Origin of the sequence: Halomonas sp. DP8Y7-1, assembly GCF_019801685.1 — a bacterium.
GTDB classification, from domain to species: Bacteria; Pseudomonadota; Gammaproteobacteria; order Pseudomonadales; family Halomonadaceae; genus Halomonas; species Halomonas litopenaei_A.
The window spans coordinates 205549-225021 of the sequence record NZ_JAHVIN010000006.1 but is presented as its reverse complement, the minus strand read 5'-3'; the positions used below and the strand labels follow the sequence as shown (position 1 = coordinate 225021).

The 19473-nt window shown below is 59.6% G+C and carries 19 protein-coding genes; 17 read left to right on the top strand and 2 right to left on the bottom strand.

The window, feature by feature from the left end; translation table 11 throughout:
• Positions 1-503: 503 nt before the first annotated feature.
• The 11 genes from ectA (at position 504) to KUV41_RS10190 (ending at position 11764) form a co-directional block, all read left to right on the top strand.
• Complete coding sequence (gene ectA, locus KUV41_RS10240; RefSeq protein ID WP_222163818.1) at positions 504-1082, top strand: diaminobutyrate acetyltransferase; 579 nt, start codon at positions 504-506, stop codon at positions 1080-1082.
• Positions 1083-1173: 91 nt separating this feature from the next.
• Positions 1174-2439, top strand: a complete 1266-nt coding sequence (ectB, locus tag KUV41_RS10235; RefSeq protein WP_222485958.1) for a diaminobutyrate--2-oxoglutarate transaminase — start codon at positions 1174-1176, stop codon at positions 2437-2439.
• A gap of 136 nt (positions 2440-2575) precedes the next feature.
• The gene (locus KUV41_RS10230; protein ID WP_206938725.1) at positions 2576-2968 is read left to right on the top strand and encodes an ectoine synthase; all 393 of its coding nucleotides are present in this window, start codon (positions 2576-2578) and stop codon (positions 2966-2968) included.
• 238 nt (positions 2969-3206) lie between these two features.
• Complete coding sequence (locus KUV41_RS10225) at positions 3207-4196, top strand: transporter (protein ID WP_222163816.1); 990 nt, start codon at positions 3207-3209, stop codon at positions 4194-4196.
• 519 nt (positions 4197-4715) lie between these two features.
• Entirely contained in the window at positions 4716-5717 is a 1002-nt protein-coding gene (locus tag KUV41_RS10220) for a TRAP transporter substrate-binding protein (RefSeq protein WP_222485956.1), read from the top strand.
• A gap of 227 nt (positions 5718-5944) precedes the next feature.
• A complete protein-coding gene (locus KUV41_RS10215) occupies positions 5945-6571 on the top strand; it encodes a TRAP transporter small permease (RefSeq protein WP_315900574.1) in 627 nt (208 codons plus the stop codon).
• 2 nt (positions 6572-6573) lie between these two features.
• The gene (locus tag KUV41_RS10210) at positions 6574-7854 is read left to right on the top strand and encodes a TRAP transporter large permease (protein WP_206938731.1); all 1281 of its coding nucleotides are present in this window, start codon (positions 6574-6576) and stop codon (positions 7852-7854) included.
• A gap of 41 nt (positions 7855-7895) precedes the next feature.
• Positions 7896-9038, top strand: coding sequence for a mandelate racemase/muconate lactonizing enzyme family protein (locus KUV41_RS10205; RefSeq protein WP_222485954.1), 1143 nt, complete (start codon positions 7896-7898; stop codon positions 9036-9038).
• Positions 9035-9898, top strand: a complete 864-nt coding sequence (locus KUV41_RS10200; protein ID WP_222485952.1) for an amidohydrolase family protein — start codon at positions 9035-9037, stop codon at positions 9896-9898. Before KUV41_RS10205 ends, KUV41_RS10200 begins: the two co-directional genes overlap by 4 nt.
• A 142-nt stretch (positions 9899-10040) precedes the next feature.
• On the top strand, positions 10041-10844 hold the full coding sequence (locus tag KUV41_RS10195) for an NAD-dependent epimerase/dehydratase family protein (RefSeq protein ID WP_206938735.1): 804 nt from the start codon (positions 10041-10043) through the stop codon (positions 10842-10844).
• 161 nt (positions 10845-11005) lie between these two features.
• Positions 11006-11764: a FadR/GntR family transcriptional regulator gene (locus KUV41_RS10190; RefSeq protein ID WP_206938736.1), complete on the top strand. Its 759-nt coding sequence runs from the start codon at positions 11006-11008 to the stop codon at positions 11762-11764.
• Between the two features lie 5 nt (positions 11765-11769).
• Here KUV41_RS10190 and KUV41_RS10185 read toward each other — a convergent pair whose 3' ends face one another.
• Together KUV41_RS10185 and KUV41_RS10180 are read right to left on the bottom strand one after the other, a co-directional pair.
• Complete coding sequence (locus tag KUV41_RS10185; protein ID WP_222485950.1) at positions 11770-12306, bottom strand: DUF3833 domain-containing protein; 537 nt, start codon at positions 12304-12306, stop codon at positions 11770-11772.
• Between the two features lie 321 nt (positions 12307-12627).
• Entirely contained in the window at positions 12628-13566 is a 939-nt protein-coding gene (locus tag KUV41_RS10180; protein WP_222483260.1) for a LysR family transcriptional regulator, read from the bottom strand.
• 107 nt (positions 13567-13673) lie between these two features.
• On the opposite strand from KUV41_RS10180, the gene KUV41_RS10175 reads away from it, so the two are divergent.
• The 6 genes from KUV41_RS10175 (at position 13674) to KUV41_RS10150 (ending at position 19250) form a co-directional block, all read left to right on the top strand.
• Complete coding sequence (locus KUV41_RS10175) at positions 13674-14591, top strand: alpha/beta hydrolase (protein ID WP_222483261.1); 918 nt, start codon at positions 13674-13676, stop codon at positions 14589-14591.
• 81 nt (positions 14592-14672) lie between these two features.
• Positions 14673-15581: an alpha/beta hydrolase gene (locus KUV41_RS10170; RefSeq protein WP_222485948.1), complete on the top strand. Its 909-nt coding sequence runs from the start codon at positions 14673-14675 to the stop codon at positions 15579-15581.
• 189 nt (positions 15582-15770) lie between these two features.
• On the top strand, positions 15771-16409 hold the full coding sequence (locus tag KUV41_RS10165) for an SDR family oxidoreductase (protein WP_222485946.1): 639 nt from the start codon (positions 15771-15773) through the stop codon (positions 16407-16409).
• Between the two features lie 197 nt (positions 16410-16606).
• Positions 16607-17434, top strand: coding sequence for an SDR family NAD(P)-dependent oxidoreductase (locus KUV41_RS10160; RefSeq protein WP_222485944.1), 828 nt, complete (start codon positions 16607-16609; stop codon positions 17432-17434).
• Between the two features lie 27 nt (positions 17435-17461).
• The gene (locus KUV41_RS10155) at positions 17462-18082 is read left to right on the top strand and encodes a flavodoxin family protein (RefSeq protein WP_222485943.1); all 621 of its coding nucleotides are present in this window, start codon (positions 17462-17464) and stop codon (positions 18080-18082) included.
• Between the two features lie 22 nt (positions 18083-18104).
• Entirely contained in the window at positions 18105-19250 is a 1146-nt protein-coding gene (locus tag KUV41_RS10150; protein WP_222485941.1) for an NADH-dependent flavin oxidoreductase, read from the top strand.
• Positions 19251-19473: the final 223 nt, after the last annotated feature.

The window sequence follows — 19473 nt, the reverse complement described above, 5'->3', positions numbered from 1 at the left end:
AGCGCACGGGGCCATAAACACGGAGCTATAAACACGAAACACGGAGCCATAGACACGAGGCCCTGGATGAGAAGGATCCTAAGCATTGTGAAACCGTGACGCAGCGAGGAGCTGCGCACTTTCAGACATTGCCCATAGCGGGAGCGCGAATCCGCGAAGTTAGTGACAGGTTGTGGCGGATTTCACAGCAGTTGGCGTTGCTGAGGCGATGAGAAAAACGGAAGCTGGCCGTTCGTCAAGCGCCTTCTATACTCATTTAGGTACGTATTTCATGATCCAGGAGTGTCGATACGCACCTCAAGAACGGGGGCCTCGGCTGACGTTCGAGTCGCTGGCAAGCGTTGGCGGCTACTGCCGGTACCAAGGCGCCCAACCACGGGCGCTACGGCGCTCGCATAACATTTTGTTATGATTCTGAGGCTTAAGAATAATCCAGATTTTGAAATGTCATAATCGACTGTTATAATGGCTGTCCAAATTCGCTACAGCGAAGCATAACGAACATGACTGCAAGCACTGAGCCCTTCACACCTTCCGCCGACCTCGCCAAGCCCACCGTGGCAGATGCAGTGGTCGGGCACGAAGAGGCGCCGCTGTTTATTCGCAAGTCCAATCCCGAAGACGGTTGGGGGATTTACGAGCTGGTCAAGTCGTGCCCTCCGCTGGACGTCAATTCCGCCTACGCCTATCTGCTGCTGGCGACCCAGTTCCGTGACAGTTGTGCGGTTGCCACCAACGAGGAAGGGGAAATCGTCGGCTTCGTCTCTGGCTACGTGAAAAGCAATGCCCCGGACACCTACTTCCTGTGGCAGGTAGCGGTGGGCGAGAAGGCCCGCGGAACCGGACTGGCACGGCGCTTGGTCGAGGCCATTCTGACGCGACCAGAATTCACCGAGGTACACCACCTCGAGACCACCATCACGCCTGATAACCAGGCCTCGTGGGGATTGTTTCGACGCTTGGCAGATCGCTGGCAGGCCCCGCTTAACAGTCGCGAGTATTTCTCCACTGACCAGCTAGGTGGTGAGCACGATCCCGAAAACCTCGTGCGCATCGGTCCGTTCGATACCACACGCATCTAGCTCCATCACTTGATGGCGAGGCGTGTACCGACGCTTCGCCATTCTCTCCTCATTCAGATTCACTGCTTACGAACCCGACAGGAGGTCACCAATGCAGACCCAGATCCTCGAACGCATGGAATCCGACGTTCGTACCTATTCTCGTTCCTTTCCGGTCGTATTCACCAAGGCGCAGAATGCTCGCCTGACAGATGAGACCGGTCGCGAGTACATCGACTTTCTTGCCGGTGCAGGTACCCTCAACTACGGGCACAACAACCCGCACCTCAAGCAGGCGCTGGTCGACTACCTGGCCACCGACGGCATCATTCACGGTCTCGACTTCTGGACGGCCGCCAAGCGCGACTATCTCGAGACCCTCGAAGAGGTGATCCTCAAGCCGCGTGGTCTTGACTACAAGGTCCACCTGCCTGGTCCGACCGGCACCAATGCGGTGGAAGCGGCCATTCGTCTGGCCCGCGTGGCCAAGGGACGTCACAACATCGTGACCTTCACCAATGGCTTCCACGGCGTCACCATGGGGGCGCTTGCCACCACCGGTAATCGTAAGTTCCGTGAAGCCACCGGCGGCATCCCGACCCAGGGCGCATCCTTCCTGCCGTTTGATGGCTACATGGGCAGAGAGACAGATACGCTGGATTACTTTGAAAAGCTCCTCGGTGACAAGTCCGGCGGCCTGGACGTGCCTGCGGGCGTGATTGTGGAAACCGTTCAGGGTGAGGGCGGTATCAACGTCGCCGGGCTCGAGTGGCTCAAGCGACTCGAAAAGATTTGCCGCGACCACGATATCCTCTTGATCATTGATGATATCCAGGCGGGCTGCGGCCGCACCGGCAAGTTCTTCAGCTTTGAACATGCGGGTATCACACCGGACATCGTGACCAACTCCAAGTCGCTGTCCGCGTTCGGCCTGCCATTTGCCCACGTCTTGATGCGTCCCGAACTCGACAAGTGGAAGCCCGGCCAGTACAACGGTACCTTCCGTGGCTTCAACCTGGCCTTCGTGACCGCTGCAGCAGCCATGCGCAAGTACTGGAGCGACGATACCTTCGAGCGTGATGTCCAGCGCAAGGCACGCATCGTCGAGGAACGCTTCCAGAAGATTGCCGCCTGGCTGAATGACAAGGGTTACACCGCGTCGGAGCGGGGCCGCGGACTGATGCGTGGCATCGACGTTCAAAACGGTGAAGTGGCAGACAAGATTACCGCCAAGGCCTTTGAAAACGGCCTGGTCATCGAGACCAGTGGCCAAGACGGTGAAGTGGTGAAGTGCCTCTGCCCGCTGACCATCACCGATGAAGACTTGCTCGAAGGCCTCGATATCCTCGAGCGCAGTACCCACGAGGCGCTTAGCTGAGATCCTCAGGACCGGCTAATCCTGGCTTAGCCCTGAGATAGCCACGGCCTGATAAGATCGAGGGTCATGGTGGCACCAACGTCCCGAGGGATGGTGCACCATGGCCTGTCGAAATCCCCTGACAATGGAGTGTTCAATGATCGTTCGTAACTTGGAAGAAGCACGTCAAACCGATCGCCTGGTCAAGGCAGAAAACGGTAACTGGGACAGCACCCGACTGATGCTCGCCGATGATGGCGGTCAGTGCTCGTTCCATATCACGCGTATCTTCGAAGGCACCGAGACTCACATCCATTACAAGCATCACTTCGAGGCGGTCTACTGCATCGAAGGAGAAGGAGAGGTCGAGACTCTGGCCGACGGCAAGATCTGGCCGATCAAGCCAGGTGATATCTATATCCTGGACCAGCATGACGAGCACCTGCTGCGGGCCAGCAAGACCATGCACCTGGCCTGTGTCTTCACACCGGGACTGACCGGCAAGGAAGTGCATCGCGAGGATGGCTCCTACGCTCCGGCCGATGACTGAACGGTGTGATGGCCATAACAGCCAAGCACAACAGCGGCGCCCCTGGTGGGCGCCGCTGTCGTTTTGACATGCCAACGTTGGCGCAGATTGATACAAGACGCCGTCACTGACGTCGCTGCCAATGCGGCCACGACGTCTCGTTGGATCCGTCGCTACGTCAGGCAATTTGCAAATTGTGCCAAAAAGTTGGGCAGCCCCCCTATACTTTGCTTCACACCATCTGATGGAAGCGCTGACCATGCCTGCCCGTTGTCTTGCTGCCGACTACCGCTACCCCCGTCTGGAAGGGCGCCCGTCCCGTCCTTGGCTATCGGTGTTCGCAGCCCCGTTGCTCCTTTCGATCGCGGCCTCCGCCCACGCTTCAGAGGGCGCAAGCAGTATCTATGTTCCCGGGGCCTATAACGATTTTGCTGCCGGGCTTGCACCGCCGCCCGGCGTCTACGCGCGCAATGATCTGGTGCGTTACGAAGGGGAGATCGGTGCCAGACCTTTGGGCGGTAGACTGGATGCGGGCCTTGAGCAGACCCTGTGGTTCAACCTGCTGAAGCTGACCTGGGTCACAGACGTGGAATGGCTGGGGGCTACCTACATTGCTGGCATCAACATTCCCTATGTGTTTGATGTCAGCGTAGATCTCAACGCCGAATTTGCCGGGCAAGAGCGCTTCAGCACGGGCAGCAATGATGGCTTCGGTGACCCGTACCTGGTGCCCATTGCGTTGAATTGGGCCAACGGCGCGCATCACACCACCGCAGCGGTGGGAGTGAATATCCCGGTGGGACGCTACGACGAAGATGATCGCATCAATCTGGGGCGCCACTATTGGGCCATCGACCCGACAATCACCTATAGCTGGCTACCGGCAAGCGGCTGGGACCTGTCACTGACGGCTGGCATCCTGTTCAACTTCGAGAACGATGCCACCGATTATACGACCGGGGACGAATTTCACCTGGATGTGTTGGCCGCCAAATATGTGACGCCGGGTTTCGGCCTTGGCGTAGCCGGTTATGTCTACGAGCAGCTGGAGTCGGACTCCGGGCCGGTGCCCGACCGTCTGGATGATGGCTTTCGCAGTAGTGGAGCAGGGGTGGGGCCGGCCTTCATGAAGAGCGTTTCCCTGGGGCAGACACCGGTCACGCTGATCGGCAAGTGGCTTCACGACGTGTCCTCGGAAAACCGCTTTGACGGCGATACCGTCTCCTTGTCCGCCGCCTGGGCCTTCTAGGGCCCTTGTGCATGTCTGGAAGGCCGCTTGAGACATGCGGCGGTCCAGAAACTGTTGCACATGCCAATGGTGGTAGCCGCGTCACTTACCGAGCACCACATGACACCAGGGCGTTCCTGCCTGCGAGCGCCAGGCTCAGGTCAGGCCGTGCCCATATCGGCTCTGGAATTGCGGATTTACAACTATTGACACCTTGCGTGTTTCCGCTGCCCACCAAAGGTCACTGGTGGTGTCTGGCATCGGCGCGCTGCAGCTTGGACTCGCCCAGGCTCCGTAACTCGCCGAGATAACACTTGCGCTCATATGTCCCGTTGCTGGCTCACGGGAAGACCTTGCACTTTAGTCAAAAGATGTTATTTGCGACTTGCGATCTGGATGCTCAAGACACTACTTTGTCATACATAATATAACAAGATCAGGTGTGAGCCTGGCGCCAGACGGGGGAGCCGCAGGGTAGGGGCATTCCTCCGGGCGCCAGAGATGACAACAACAGCAATAACGTCGATACGAGGTCTCGCCATGTCTTCTGCACGTCATGCCACCAACGCCGCCATCCTTGCTGCCGTTACTGCCAGCGTGGGACTTGTTGCTACCCCCGCCATGGCGGAACAGTGGCGGGGATGGAACATTCACCCACCGGAGTATCCCAATAGTATTGCGCTCGAGACCTTTGCCAAGCAGGTCGATGACAAGACCGACGGCAGGATCACCCCCAAGGTCTACCACAATGCCGTATTGGGAGATCAGCCCGACGCCATAGAGCAGACGCGCAATGGAGCGCTGGACTTCGGCAATTTCAACATGGGACCGATGGGGCCCATGGTGCCTGCGGCCAATGTGCTGTCACTGCCGTTCATCTTTGAAAGCGAAGAGGCCATGTATGAGCTGATGGACGGCGAGATCGGTGACCGCTTCGCTGCTGCCATGGAAGAACAAGGCTTGATCGCTATTGGCTGGTTTGGCGCCGGATCACGCAGCCTCTACAACACCGATCATCCGGTGCAGACCCCTGATGATGTCAAGGGCATGAAGGTGCGGGTGATGAACAACGACCTGTACGTGGAGATGATCGACGCTCTTGGCGGTAATGCCACGCCGATGGCCTACGGGGAGGTCTATCAGTCGCTGACCACGGGTGTAATCGATGGTGCGGAAAACAATTTCCCCTCCTATGAGTCCAGCGGTCATTACGAGGTAGCCCGCTATTACTCACTGACCAATCACCTGGTGATTCCAGAGTGCCTGTGCGTGGCCAGAAGTAGCTGGGAGCAGCTCTCGGCCGACGATCAAGCGGCCATCAGGGAGGCAGCGGCCATCGCCACCAGCGAGCAACGGGAGCTGTGGGCCCAGCGCACCGAGGCCAGCCGTCAAAAGGCGCTTGATGCCGGCGTCGAAATCAATGAAGTGCCCGACAAGGCGGCCTTCCAGACGCTGATGGAACCGGTCTATGACGGCTTCCTGAGCGATAACCCCGACCTTGCATCTCTGGTCGATGACATTCGCGCGGCGCAGGCCGACTAACCTCACGGACGCGCTGACATCGTCAGCCGAAGGAAGCACTGACGACATCAGCCGAGCGCAATGACACGTAAGGCTCCGGAAGCCAAGAACTCGGAGCCCATGCGGCATAGGTGAGGTGTTCGAGCACCGCGCAACGCAACAACTCATGCGCTCGGGCGATGACGCCGTGTTTCCTCTGCGATCAGGCTAGGCCGGCCCCTGCATGGGGCCGGCAGGGAGGTATCTGTGTGAAAGCACCCCATCAATCGTCTTCGGCGGAGCCAGTACCCAGCGCCTCGGAAGGGTCAACGTCGACGCGCCGCGGGGCCTTTCCGCCGGCGTCGCCTGAATCCCGCTCCATTCGCTATCAGCGGCAGCCGCCGGATACGCTGGACCGGCTGCTGGATAGCCTGGCCCACGGCTGCATCATGGTGGCAGGGGTCTTGCTGGTGTTTTTGATCATCACCTTCGGCTGGTTGGTGTTTGGTCGCTACATCCTCAATGACACGCCCACCTGGGTGGAGCAATCCGCCTTGCTGTGCGTGGTGTACATCACGTGCCTTGGCACCGCAGCGGGGGTTCGCCACAACGCTCATCTGTCCATCGATCTGCTCAGGGATGCCATGCCCGGACCGATAAAGACCCTGATGCACCATCTTGCTGACCTGTTTGTGCTGGCCTTTGGCGGTTTCATGGCGTGGCAGGGCTGGCTGTTGATGATGACCAACCTGGCCCGGCCGATTCCCATGCTCGGGCTTTCTGAAAGCTGGCGTGCGGCCCCCTTGGTGATCTGCGGCGTGCTGATGTCGCTATTCGCCCTGGTCAACATTGTCCGGCGGCTCGCTGGCCACCCGACATCCACACAGGAGACCTGAACATGGGACTGGCGATCGTCTTTGGGCTGTTCGCACTCGGGCTTGCGGTGGGTGCTCCCGTTGCCTTTGCGGTTGGGTTAGCTGCCGTAGGCGGCTTCCTCTACGAGGGCCTGCCGCTGTTTGTCGCGTTCCAGCGGATTCTCTCTGGTATCTCGGTATTTTCCCTGCTGGCGATTCCGTTCTTTATTTTCGCCGGCGAACTGATGCTGCATGGGGGAATTTCCCAACGTCTGGTCAGGCTCGCCTCTGCTGCGGTGGGGCGTGTGCGAGGCGGACTGGGGGTGGTTAACGTCACCTCATCGATGCTGTTCGGTGGCATTTCAGGGTCTGCGGTGGCCGACACCTCGGCGCTGGGCTCCATTCTGATTCCGGTCATGAAGGAAAAGGGGTATGACGCAGACTATGCGGTCAATGTCACCGTCACCTCGTCGGTGGCCGGCGTCGTCATCCCCCCCAGTCACAACATGATTCTGTATGCCGTGGCGGCCGGTGGCGGTCTGTCCATCACCCAGCTGTTCATGGCGGGCATCGTGCCGGGCATCGTGATGTGCGCGCTACTGGCCTTGGCTGCCTATCTGGTTGCGGTGAAACGAGGGTATCAGGGCGAGCCTTTCCCCGGCTGGCAGGCGCTGGTGGTCAGCCTTGCGGCGGCACTGCCAGGACTTCTGACGGCGGTGATCATCGTCGGCGGCGTACTCTCCGGGGTGCTGACGGTGACCGAGTCCGGTGCCTTCGGTGCGATCTACGCCATCGTCATCACCGCACTGGTCTATCGCGAGCTCAACTGGGCCTCCTTTAAGCAGGCTGTCTACCAGTCGGTGCGAACCACCGCGCTGGTGATGATTCTGGTGGGCTGCGCGTCAGCATTTTCCTATCTGCTCGCCCTGTACAGCGTACCGGAGCTGCTCACCGAGGCGCTGCTGGGCATCAGTGACAATCCCATCGCCATTCTGCTGATGCTCAATCTGATCCTGCTGGCTCTGGGCATGATCATGGACATGGCCGCACTGATTTTGATCTGTACACCGATTTTTCTGCCCATCGCCACCCAGTTCGGCATGGATCCGATCCAGTTCGGCATCATGATGATGATGAACCTTGGCCTCGGCCTGTGCACGCCACCGGTAGGCGCCTGTCTATTCGTCGGCAGTGTGGTGGGCAAGATCAAGATCGAGCAGACCGTACGTACCATCTGGCCGTTCTATCTGGCGTTGTTTGCTGCGCTGATGCTGGTGACCTATGTACCGGCACTGTCCATGGCGCTACCCAACTGGCTGCAATGAACGCCCCTAGACCCACTGCCGAAGACGTCGGAGCATCGCCCATGAAGATAGCCAAGGTACAGACCCATCTACTGGATCATCCCCTTGACCAGGCCTTCGAAAGTGCCTCCATGCGCTTCGAGCGCCGCCAGCACTGCCTGGTCGAGATCACCTGTGATGATGGCACCGTAGGGTGGGGCGAATGCCTGGGACCGGCCCAGGCCAACGCTGGGGTGGTGGCCACCTATGCTTCGTCCCTCATCGGCACCAACCCCCTCGAGCATGAAAAGCGCTGGCTCGAGCTGTACAACCGGTTGCGCGATCAAGGCCAGCGTGGACTAACCATGACCGCGCTCAGCGGCATCGACATCGCCTTGTGGGATATCAAGGGCAAGCACTATGGGGCCAGCATTGCCGAGTTGCTGGGAGGCCGCTTCAGAGAGCGTGTAGAGGCCTACGCCACTGGATCCTTTCGCCGTGACGGCGTCGATCGCGTCAGCGATATCGCGGCAGAGGTCGCCGGCTATGCGGCGGAAGGCTTTAACGGGGTCAAGATCAAGATTGGCTTCAACGTCGAAGAGGACCTGCGGGTCATCGCTGCGGTGCGGGAAGCCATCGGTCCTCGCCGTCGCCTGATGATCGACGCCAACCACGGTTACGATCTGCTCGAAGCACTTGAAGTGGGACGTCAGGCGGCGGCCTTCGGGGTGGACTGGTTCGAGGAGCCGGTACTGCCGGAGCAGGTAGCGACATATCGCGCGGTGCGTGAAGGTCAGCCGCTGCCGGTGGCAAGTGGTGAAAACTGGCACGGCCGCTATGCCATGCAAGAGCCGCTCGCCAGTCGGGCCATCGACATCTGCCAGCCGGATATTTGTGGGGTAGGGGGCTTCACCGAAATGCGCCGGGTGGTGGACATGGCCGCGCTGCACGGCGTGCGGCTGATTCCCCATGTGTGGGGTACTGCAGTGTGTATTGCCGCCAGCCTTCAGGCCATGGCCGCGCTGCCACCCAACCCGCCGAGACGGGAGCCTATCGAGCCCATCATGGAGTTTGACCGTACCCACAACCCCTTTCGGCAAGCCGTGGTGCTTAAGCCCTTGGAGCATGATGCCGGCTGGGTATCGATTCCCGATGGTCCTGGGCTTGGCATCGACATCGATCGCGACGCCCTGACACGTTTCGCCCTCAAGGAGACAAACCTGTGATTCCGGCCAACACCCGCCCACTCGAGGGACGCCACCCTCGGCTGGTAGCCCCGGCAGGTGCTACCGACTGCCACGTGCACCTATATCTCGAGGGCTTTGAAGGTCAGCCAGGCGGACCGCCGATCAAGGAACTGGCGACGGTCGACGACTTGCGCCGCTATCAACGCTGGATGGGACTGGACCGTGTGGTCGTCACCCAGTCCAACGCTTACCAGTTCGACAATGGCGCCTTGCTGAGCTCCCTCGACCAGCTCGGCCTTGATAGCGCCCGCGGTGTGGCCGTGGTGCCCCCCGATACCTCGATGAGCACCCTGGAGCAGTGGCACGCGCGAGGCATCCGTGGTGCCAGGATCATGAACTTGCCCGGTGGCGCCGTGCCGATCGCTCAACTCAAGCAGATCGAGCCGCTGATCCGTCCACTAGGTTGGCACTTGATGGTGCAATTCAATGGCCGAGAGCTGGACCAGCACTTGCCAACCTTACAAGGCATCGACTGCCCGTACATCATTGACCATATCGGCAAGTTCATGGATCCAGTTCCCGCTGATGACCGCCGCGTAGACGCGATTCTGCGATTGCTGGATCGGGGCAATGCCTGGTTCAAGATCTGCGCCGGCTACGAATCGAGCGTGACCGGAGGACCCCACTACGAGGACGTGGGCGCGATTGCTCGACGGGTGATCGCCCACGCGCCAGAGCGAATCCTGTGGGGCAGCAACTGGCCACATGTCGGCGTGCCACGGGAGCAATACCCGGACGACCCTGACCAGCTGGATATTCTGTTGAGATGGGCAACACAAGCGCAGCGTCAGAAGATCCTCGTCGACAACCCGGCAACGCTGTATGGGTTTGCCAGCTGAATAGCTTGAGAACAGGCTTGTCGGCAGAGCAACGGTGGATGGCCCGAGCCGTGAATGAGCATAAGCATCAGCACGCTCAGCCTGGCCGGGATAGAGATAGCAGTCGAGAGATTCAACGGGCGTACAGATCAAGGAGACTGACATGCTGAATCGACTACTGGTAACCGGCGCAGCGGGTGGACTGGGCCAGGCCCTGCGACCGCACCTGGGCCGTCTTGCTCGCCACGTTCGGCTGTCCGACGTGGCGGAACTACCAGGCGGGTCAACGGCAGATAACGAGGAGGTCGTGCGGGCAGACCTCGCTGATGGTGCTGCGGTCATGCGCCTGGTCGACGGCTGCGACGGCATTCTTCACCTCGGTGGCGTTTCGGTAGAGCGCTCCTGGCAGGAGATTCTGCCCGCCAACATCATGGGTACCTATCATCTCTACGAGGCGGCTCGGCAGCAGCAGTGCTCGCGCATTGTCTTCGCCAGCTCCAATCATGCCATCGGCTTCTATCCACGCACCGAACGTCTGGATGCCCGGGTTCCGCACAAACCGGACTCTTTGTATGGGGTGTCAAAGTGCTTCGGCGAGGACCTGGCCAGTCTGTATTTTGACAAATTCGGGGTGGAAACCCTCGCCGTGCGGATCGGCTCCTGCTTTCCAGAACCGGCCGACACTCGAATGCTGGCGACCTGGATGAGCGTCGACGACTTCGTGGCATTATTGGAGCGCGCCTTCGTTGCACCCAAGCTCGGTTATACCGTGGTGTATGGCGCATCCAACAACGCCGAGCAATGGTGGGACAACCGCGAGGCGGGATTCTTGGGCTGGGTACCCAAGGACAGCTCGGAGCCCTGGAGAGCCCAGACGGAGGCAAGGGAAGGGCGCCTGGACCCGAACGACCCTGCCGTGCGCTTTCAGGGCGGCAAATTTACCGCCCAGGGCCACCCGGATGATTGAACCAATGGGCACAGTGGCGCATCGCCAAGGCGGGCGACCCTGTACCAAGTAATGAGGAATGTCGGCGGTGATCGCCTAAAAGACCCGCCGTCAACACCCTGTTACAATGACGCTTTGCGGAAAGACGTGCGTCCTGCATGCGCACTGAAGAGGAATCGACCATGGCAGCCAAGCCTGTACCCCGAACGGAACCGGTACCGCTCAACGTCAAGAAGCTGACCCGTGAGGGCAGCCTTTCCATGAATGTGGCCGACCAACTGGAGGGGTTGATCACCGCTGGCACCATCTCTGTAGGGGAAAAACTGCCCACGGAGAGCGGTCTGTGCGACTCCTTTGGCGTCAGCCGCACGGTGATCCGTGAAGCGGTGGCCCATCTGAAGTCCCTGGGCCTGGTCGAGGCCAGGCGTGGGGTTGGCACCACCGTTATTCGCCAGGCGCCCGCAGAAGCCATGCCAGCGAAGCGCATCAGGCCGACCACCGTAGAAGATATCCTGCACGTGCTTGAACTGCGCTTGAACCTTGAGCCTGCGGCGGCGGCATTGGCCGCCGAGCGCCATGAGCTGGCGGATGTCGATCGGCTTAAAGAATCTCACCAAGCCTTCGTCAAGGCGCGCCAACAGCACAGTCAGGCACGCAACGAGGATTTCGACTTTCACCATGCCATCGCTCAGGCGACGCACAACCCGTTTTTCCCCCAGGCGCTGGAACAGCTGGATCTGAGCGCCATTCCGCGCTCGAAACTCGCGTCCAGCGAAGTCAATGCCGAATCCAGCGTGACCTATCTAAAGCGCGTGGAGGCGGAGCATCAGGACGTGCTTGACGCGATCCTGTCACGCCAGCCTGATGCTGCTAGAGCCGCCATGGCACGACATCTGGAGCGCGCCCGCGAGACCTACCAGCAGTTCAAGGAAAAAAAGTAGGAGGGTTAGGGAGTACGCTCGAACACCAGGGTGACTTCACCGAGCGTCACACCGAACTTTGACATGGTGGTGCGATTGATCAGTCGACCGTCTGGCTGCAGGTACATCCAGTCATCCATGGTGAAGGTGATGTCCCGCTCGCCGACACGAACCTCGAGTGGGTAGCGCATGTGGAAGGCGTGACCCGCCTGACGTGCCATGACAACGCCCTCGACGTCGCTGGCACGGCCTTGCCAGCGTCCACCGTCACCTCGCTCGAAGGTCCACACCCGACGGTCGGTTTCACCGTCCGCGTAGGTGAATCGCTCATCCAGGGTCAGGGTATCGCCGTCGACGCGACCTTCAATGTCGACGGTGAAGCGTCGCTGCACCTCGCCGCCGTAGTCTTGGACCATGCCCCAGGCTCGCGTCTGGCCGTCGAAGTACTCGGCGATATCGAGCCGCGGCGTCGTTCCAGCGTAGCGTGCGACGTCGACATTGGCGCAACTCACCAATATCAGAAGCACGGCCAGCCCGGGGACCCATCGGATTTTACTGTACATTGCAAAGATCCTTGTAGAGGTGTCGTACAGCAAATATAGGGAATAACGGGTGGGACCGCCATCAGTGAGCCATGTACCATGGCAGTTCGCATAATCTATATTATGTTAAATAAGCAGTGTAAAGGGAGATGTGCAAAGCATCGACCTGGATAGCCCTGACCCGAAAACGCTTGATCCAGAGATACCAGGACTGGTGGCATACCTTGAGCTCAGGCATCGCCTTTAAGCCAGCGAATGGCCTGCAAATGGCGACACAGCACTGAGCCCTACCCTGGCCCGTCCTTCATCAGGAATCAATGCCAAGAGATTCTTTGCACGCGATCACTTCCGCTCGAAGCTCGATCGCTGGTCTACCAGGAAATCAATCAGTGCTCGGATCTTGGCAGGCATGTGCGCTCGCGATGGCACGTACAGATAGAACCCGGAAAAAGGCTGACACCACGGCTGCAGTACCCGAACCAAGGTTCCGTCCGACAGCTGCTGACGGACGCACAGATCCAGGTGCTTCACCAAGCCGACCCCTCTAACTGCAGCATTCAACATGCTGTCGTCATCATTGAAGATCACGTTTCCTTTGGGTTCAAACACCAGGCTTCGCCCGTCTGGCTCTGGTGAGGTAAAGCCCCAACGATCGATCGCACCGCTTGACGCGAATCGATAACCCAGACAGTTGTGCTGGACGAGATCGGCTGGCGTCGTCGGGATACCATGCCGCTTGATGTACTCGGGAGAGGCAACGATGGCCATCTCGATCGGCGGCGTCACCGGCACAGCCACCATATGCTCATCCAAGCTCTCCCCGAGACGCAATCCGGCATCCATCCCTTCGGAGACGATGTTGGAAAAGCCATCGTTCATGACGAGCTCCAGGCGCAACTTTGGGTAGCGAGCGAGAAATTCGTCCATTCGAGGTTCCAGCAACAGTCGGGACGCGACCCGGGATGTATTGATCCGGATGACCCCCGACGGCTCCGCCTGGGCCTCGCCCACTTCTGAGACGGCCCGCTCAATGGACCCCAGAGCTGGCTTCAGCGAGTCATAAAGTCGCTGCCCTTCTTCAGTCAATGACATGTTCCTAGTGGTTCGATTCAACAGGCGAACGTTCAGCTGCTGCTCCAGAGTCTTGAGCTGCTGGGACAGCGCGGCACGCGACACTTCCATCTCGGTGGCGGCCTTGGTGAAGCTGCGATGGCGGGCAATGTGGAAGAACCACACCAGTCCCGGGTATTGCGTGGGATCCAAGGGCATATTGGTAACCATGACTTAACAGTCATGTCATTATAGAGCCGTTTATCAAAAACAGTAGAGCTCCTAATCTTGTCGGTATTGAGCGGTACACACCTGATGATCCCGATAGGAGCCTCACCATGAAAAACGTCAGTATCCCGACCCTCAACGGCCAAGGCATCACTCTCGCTGCTAACACTTACTACCCCGCCGACTTTGATGAGGGCAAGACCTATGCAGCCGTAGTGGTCTCGCACCCTGGTGGCGGCGTAAAGGAGCAGACCGCCGGCCTGTATGCCCGCAAGCTGGCCGAAAATGGCCTCATCACCATTGCCTTCGACCGCTCCTACCAGGGAGAAAGCACCGGTGAGCCACGCCAGTTGGAAAATCCCTATATCAGCACCGAAGACGTGAGCGCCGTGATTGACTACCTGACCACACTGCCCTATGTGGATCAGGACAAGATCGGCGCCATGGGCATCTGCGCCGGCGCGGGCTACAGCGCCAACGCCGCCATCAACGACCGCCGTATCAAAGCGCTGGGAATGGTCAGCGCCGTGAACATCGGCCAGATGTTCCGTAACGGCTGGGAAAATACCGTCGAGGATGCCGACGCTGTAAGCCTGCTGGAATTCGGCTCCAACGCGCGCAGCAGCGACGCGAGCGCGAACGAATACGCCACCATCCCGCTAGCCCCGATGAAGGAAGAAGACGCGCCCAACGCCGAGCTGCGCGAAGCCTGGGAGTATTACCACACCCCGCGCAGCGAGCATCCGAACGCCCCCGGCTTCGCGCTGACCCGCAACCTCAACCAGATCATCACCTACGACGCCTACCACAAGGCCGAGGCTTTCCTGACCCAGCCGATCCTGGCCGTGGCTGGCAGTGTAGCCGGCAGCAAGTGGATGAGCGACGACCTGCTGGTACGTGCCGCCAGCCAGGACAAGCAGATGCACGTCGTCGAGGGTGCCAATCACATGTCGCTGTACGACGTACCCCGGTACGTAGATGAGGCCGTGTCGCAACTGGCCCCGTTCTTCACGGCCAGGCTGAAGTAAATCCATGCCTCTGAACCGGAGCAGGCAACCATGACAGCACGATCGACAACCACTGAGCGCGTGACCTTCAGGAACCCAGACATGGCATGGGACATCGCCACCCTGATCCTGACACCGCCCGGCTTCGACCGAAACAAGAAGTACCCGACAATTATCAGCGTGCACCCCTTCGGCAGCTGCAAGGAGCAGACCTCCAGCGCGGTGTACGGCAAGGCGTTGGCCGAACAGGGCTTTGTTGTCATCGCCTTTGACGCCAGTTACCAGGGTGAGTCCGGCGGCGCACCGCGTTGGATCGAAAGCCCGTCGCAGCGTGTCGCGGATGTCAGCCATGTCATCGACTATGCGGTGACGCTGCCTTACGTCGATGCGGAGCGCATCGGCGGCATCGGCATTTGCGGAGGCGGCGGCTACATCCTCAACGCCACGCTGACAGAAAAGCGGATCAAAGCCGTAGTGGGCATCACGCCGGTCAATATCGGCCGCCTGTTCCGCGAGGGCTTCAGCCAATACAACCCGCTGGGCGCGCTGGATGCCATGGCCGCGCAGCGCACCAAGGAAGCCCTTGGTGGTGAATTGCAAGTCAACGAACTTCTGCCCGCCAGCCCCGAGGCGGCCACCGCAGCAGGGCTGACCGAGATCGACGTGTTCGAGGCCACCGACTATTACAAGACCCCGCGCGGGCAGCAGCCTGGCGGTTGGACTCGGATGCTGTTCAGCCACGCTCAGCAGACGCTGGCCTGGGACGCCTTCAACTTTTCGGAGACCCTGATGAACCAGCCGATGATGGTTGTGATCGGCCAGAAGGCGGGTGCATTCGGTGCCTATTGCGACGGAATGGAGGCATATGGCCGCGCCACCGCCTCGAAAGACCGCCAACTGGTGTCGCTGCAGGGCTGGTCGCATTACGACCTCTACGACCAGGCCGAACCGGTTGCGCTGGCGATGGAGCAGATGCTGCCGTTCCTTAAGCAGCACGTGGCTGGCGAATAAGCGTCTGCGCCGTCTCGCCCCAGCCCCGCCGCGCGAGCCTCATGCGGCGGGGCCCTTCTTCTCCTTCTCCTCCGCGCGCGTGGCTTGCAGGGCTCCAGGCATGGAAACGGCCACGCTTCGCCGACACCTGAGCATGGCTGGGCTTCGAACCTTACCTTCAGCAATTGAACCCGAAACAGGAAACCCATCATGCAAAACGTCCTCATCCTTGGCGCCAACGGCCAGATCTCCAAATGGGTGGTCAAGGCATTGGCCAACGAACAGAACATCAGCCAGACACTGCTGCTGCGCGATCCCAGAAAACTCACGGGCAACGAGCCCGCCAACGCCAAGGTCGTCATCGGCAACGTACTGGACAAGAAGCTGCTGAAAAGCGCCATGGCTGGCCAGGATATTGTCTATGCCAACCTTACCGGCGAAGACCTGGACAGACAGGCCCAGAGTGTCATCGCCGCCATGCAGGCCACAGGCGTCAGACGGCTGGTTTTTGTACTGGCGCTAGGTATTTATGACGAGGTGCCCGGCAAGTTCGGCGAATGGAACAACGCCATCATCGGTGAAGACCTGAAGCCCTTCCGCCGTGCCGCCGATGCTATCGAGTCCTCGGGACTGGATTACACCATTCTGCGTCCCGCCTGGCTGACGGATGAGGACGAGGTGGACTACGAGCTGACCGACAGAGACGAGCCGTTCAAGGGCACCGTGGTGTCACGCAATAGCGTGGCGGACCTGATCGTAAAGGTCATCGACTCGCCAGCACGTCACGTCGCCGCCAACCTGGGCGTTAACAAGGCTCATACCGACGGCGACAAGCCCTACTTCATGTAATCCCAACGGGCGCCAACCATCATCACCCTTCCCTCCGATGAAGGCTTGTATCGGCGCCATGGTCGAGAGCGTAGGGGAAGGATGTGCACGCCGGGCGATCTGTTGTGCTCTCACGTTTGCCGCCGGCGGCTTTTGCGATGGTCTGCGCTAACGAACACTTCCCATCGGGTTTTTCCATCTAGTAAAGGGGACACATCATGAGCCGTACCTGGTTCGTCACCGGCGCCACCCGCGGCATGGGCGTCGAAATTGTCAAAGCCGCCTTGCAGCAAGGCGATAAGGTTGCTGCTACCGGACGCACGTTGGATAAACTGCTTGAGGTATTCGCCGACGCCCCACGGGACCGTATCAAACTGCTGGAATTGGATGTCACTAGCGAGGCACAGGCTGAGGCCGCCGTGGATACCACCATGCACCACTTTGGCCGCATAGATGTGCTGGTCAACAACGCAGGGTTTTGCTTGCTGGGCCGCTTCGAGGAAGCCACCGCAGCACAGATTGAAGCGCAGTTTGCCACCAACGTCTTCGGAATGGCTAATGTCTTGCGAGCCGTACTGCCTGTGATGCGGGCACAGCAGAGCGGCCGCATCCTCAACACCTCATCGATTGCAGGCGTCAAGGCGACCGCCAACGCCACGTTTTATTCAGCATCAAAGTTCGCCGTAGAAGGTATGACGCTGGCCCTAGCGGATGAAGTGGCACCGCTGGGCATCCAGGTCACGGCCATCGAGCCGGGATTCTTCCGTACAGAGTTCTTGAACGACCGCTCCGCCATCCATGGCGAAAACCCGATCGCCGACTACAAGCCATACGGCAGTAGTCGGGACTTGGCTGCGGCAGATGGCCAGCAACAAGGCGACCCGGTCAAGTTGGCCCAGGTCGTCATGCAACTGGTGGCCTTGGACAACCCGCCAAGGCAGCTGTTGATCGGCAACGATGCGATGGACTACGTGATGCCCTCTCTTATCGCGCGTATCGAGGAAATGCGCGGGTTCGAGCACCTGACCAATACGACAGACTTCTAAGGCATGATCTTCTTTCAGTGGGGTCTCATGATCTTCTCTATGGTGGGCCTGGCGGTGCTGGGCTTCTTTGTGGGCGTCACCAGCATCGAAAGCCACCAGGCACGGCAGGTGAGCACCATGGTGCCTTACACCGCACCAGTGGAACCCAAGCTGACGAGCACTGCCGTGGTGTATTTCTCACGCTCGGGTAACACAGCGCTGGCCGCACGCCAGGTGGCCAAACGGCTCGATGCCAACATCTACGCTCTTGAAGTGCCGGAATACGAGCTAGGGCTGAGGGGTTTGGGCCATTCAGCCTGGGACGCCAAGGCGCGCCGCAACGATCCCGGCAACCTGCCCGACATAAGCCCGAGCACCATTGACCTCAGGCCATTTTCCACCGTCTGGCTCGGCTCACCCGTGTGGTTCTATAGCCCTGCGCCGCCGATCTGGGCCTTCGTCGAACACCACCGCTTCGATGGCCAACATGTTGTGTTATTCAACACCTTCAACAGCAACTTCGGGGACGACCAGATCGCTGCGTTCAGGGCCAAGGTGATGGAGCACGGCGCAGCGTCCTTCGAACACCGCTCTGTACTGCGCGGGCGCATGACGCAACAGCTACCGCCCGAAGAGATGCTCCAGGCCATCGACGATGAGTGGTTTTAAAACATCAAGTGAGTTAACGAGAATGTCTTCTACCGATACCCTGTTCCGTTCCTTTTCCTTCGCCAGAGGCGTGACGCTGCGCAACCGAGTGGTGATGGCACCCATGACCACCTGGTCGTCCAACGACGACGAGACCATCTCCGATCAGGAGCTGGCCTGGTACCGTGCCCGAGCTCAGGGCGTGGGCATGGTGATCACGGGCTGTACCCATGTGCAAAGAAGCGGCATAGGCTTTACTGACGAATTTGCGGCGTATGACGACCGTTTCATCCCCAGTCTGCGCAGGCTTGCAGACGCGGCCAAGAGTGGCGGCGCACACGCCGTTCTACAGATCTTCCACGCGGGCAACAAGGCGGTGCCTCATTTGATCCCGGACGGCGATCTGGTCAGTGCCAGCGCAGGGCGGGCCACGCCTGGGCCCTTCAATTCAGGAGACATCAGTAGCCGTGCACTCGACCATGAAGAAATCCGGGAGGTCATTCGCGCCTTTGGAGAAGCCACACGGCGAGCCATCGACGCCGGCTTCGATGGTATTGAGTTGCATGGCGCGCACGGGTTTCTTATCCAGAACTTTTTTTCGCCGCGGTTCAACCAGCGTAACGACGAATGGGGCGGCTCGCTGGAAAACCGTATGCGGTTTCCATTGGAAGTCGTACGGGAGGTTAAGCGCGTCATATCCTTACACGCACAGCGCCCTTTTTTACTCGGCTACCGATTCTCTCCCGAGGAAGCGGATGAAGGAGCCTTACGCATCACCGATGCCTGTGCACTCATGGATCAGCTGGTAGAAGAACAAGTCGACTATCTGCATGTCTCCCTAAAGAAGGTGCTGTCGAGTACACCCCAGGATAGCGTCAGCGGTGGCAGAACCAACGCGGAGATCATTATCGACCGCGTGGCCGACCGAGTGCCGTTGCTCGCTGCAGGAGAGATCTATACGGCACAGCAGGCGCGCGATGCTTTGGCACTGGGTCTGCCCCTGGTGGCTGTGGGCAGAGGGCTGGCCGTCACTCCGGATTGGGTGGAGCTGGCCAAGGCAGGCGACGAATTCCACATCCGCAAGGCCATGGATATGTCACAAGACCCTGCCAGGAATGCAATCCCCAATAAGTTATGGCACATCATCCGCACCACACCAGGATGGTTTCCTCGGCATGAAGGGGCCTGACAGTGCTGTAGAAGCCAATTGAGTATGAACCCGGCATCACTGAGCCGACAAGACAGCGCGAATATCGCTCAGTGATCCTGGTTCTGAACGAGAGCTGAAACCGACAATTGGCACAATATTTACCATAGAGTGCTGATATAGCGAGCGTTGCTGACGGCTTGGTCGGTAGCTATGTTCACTTCCATGGTGCGAGGACGCCCGTGCTGGGCTGGATATGACGCAC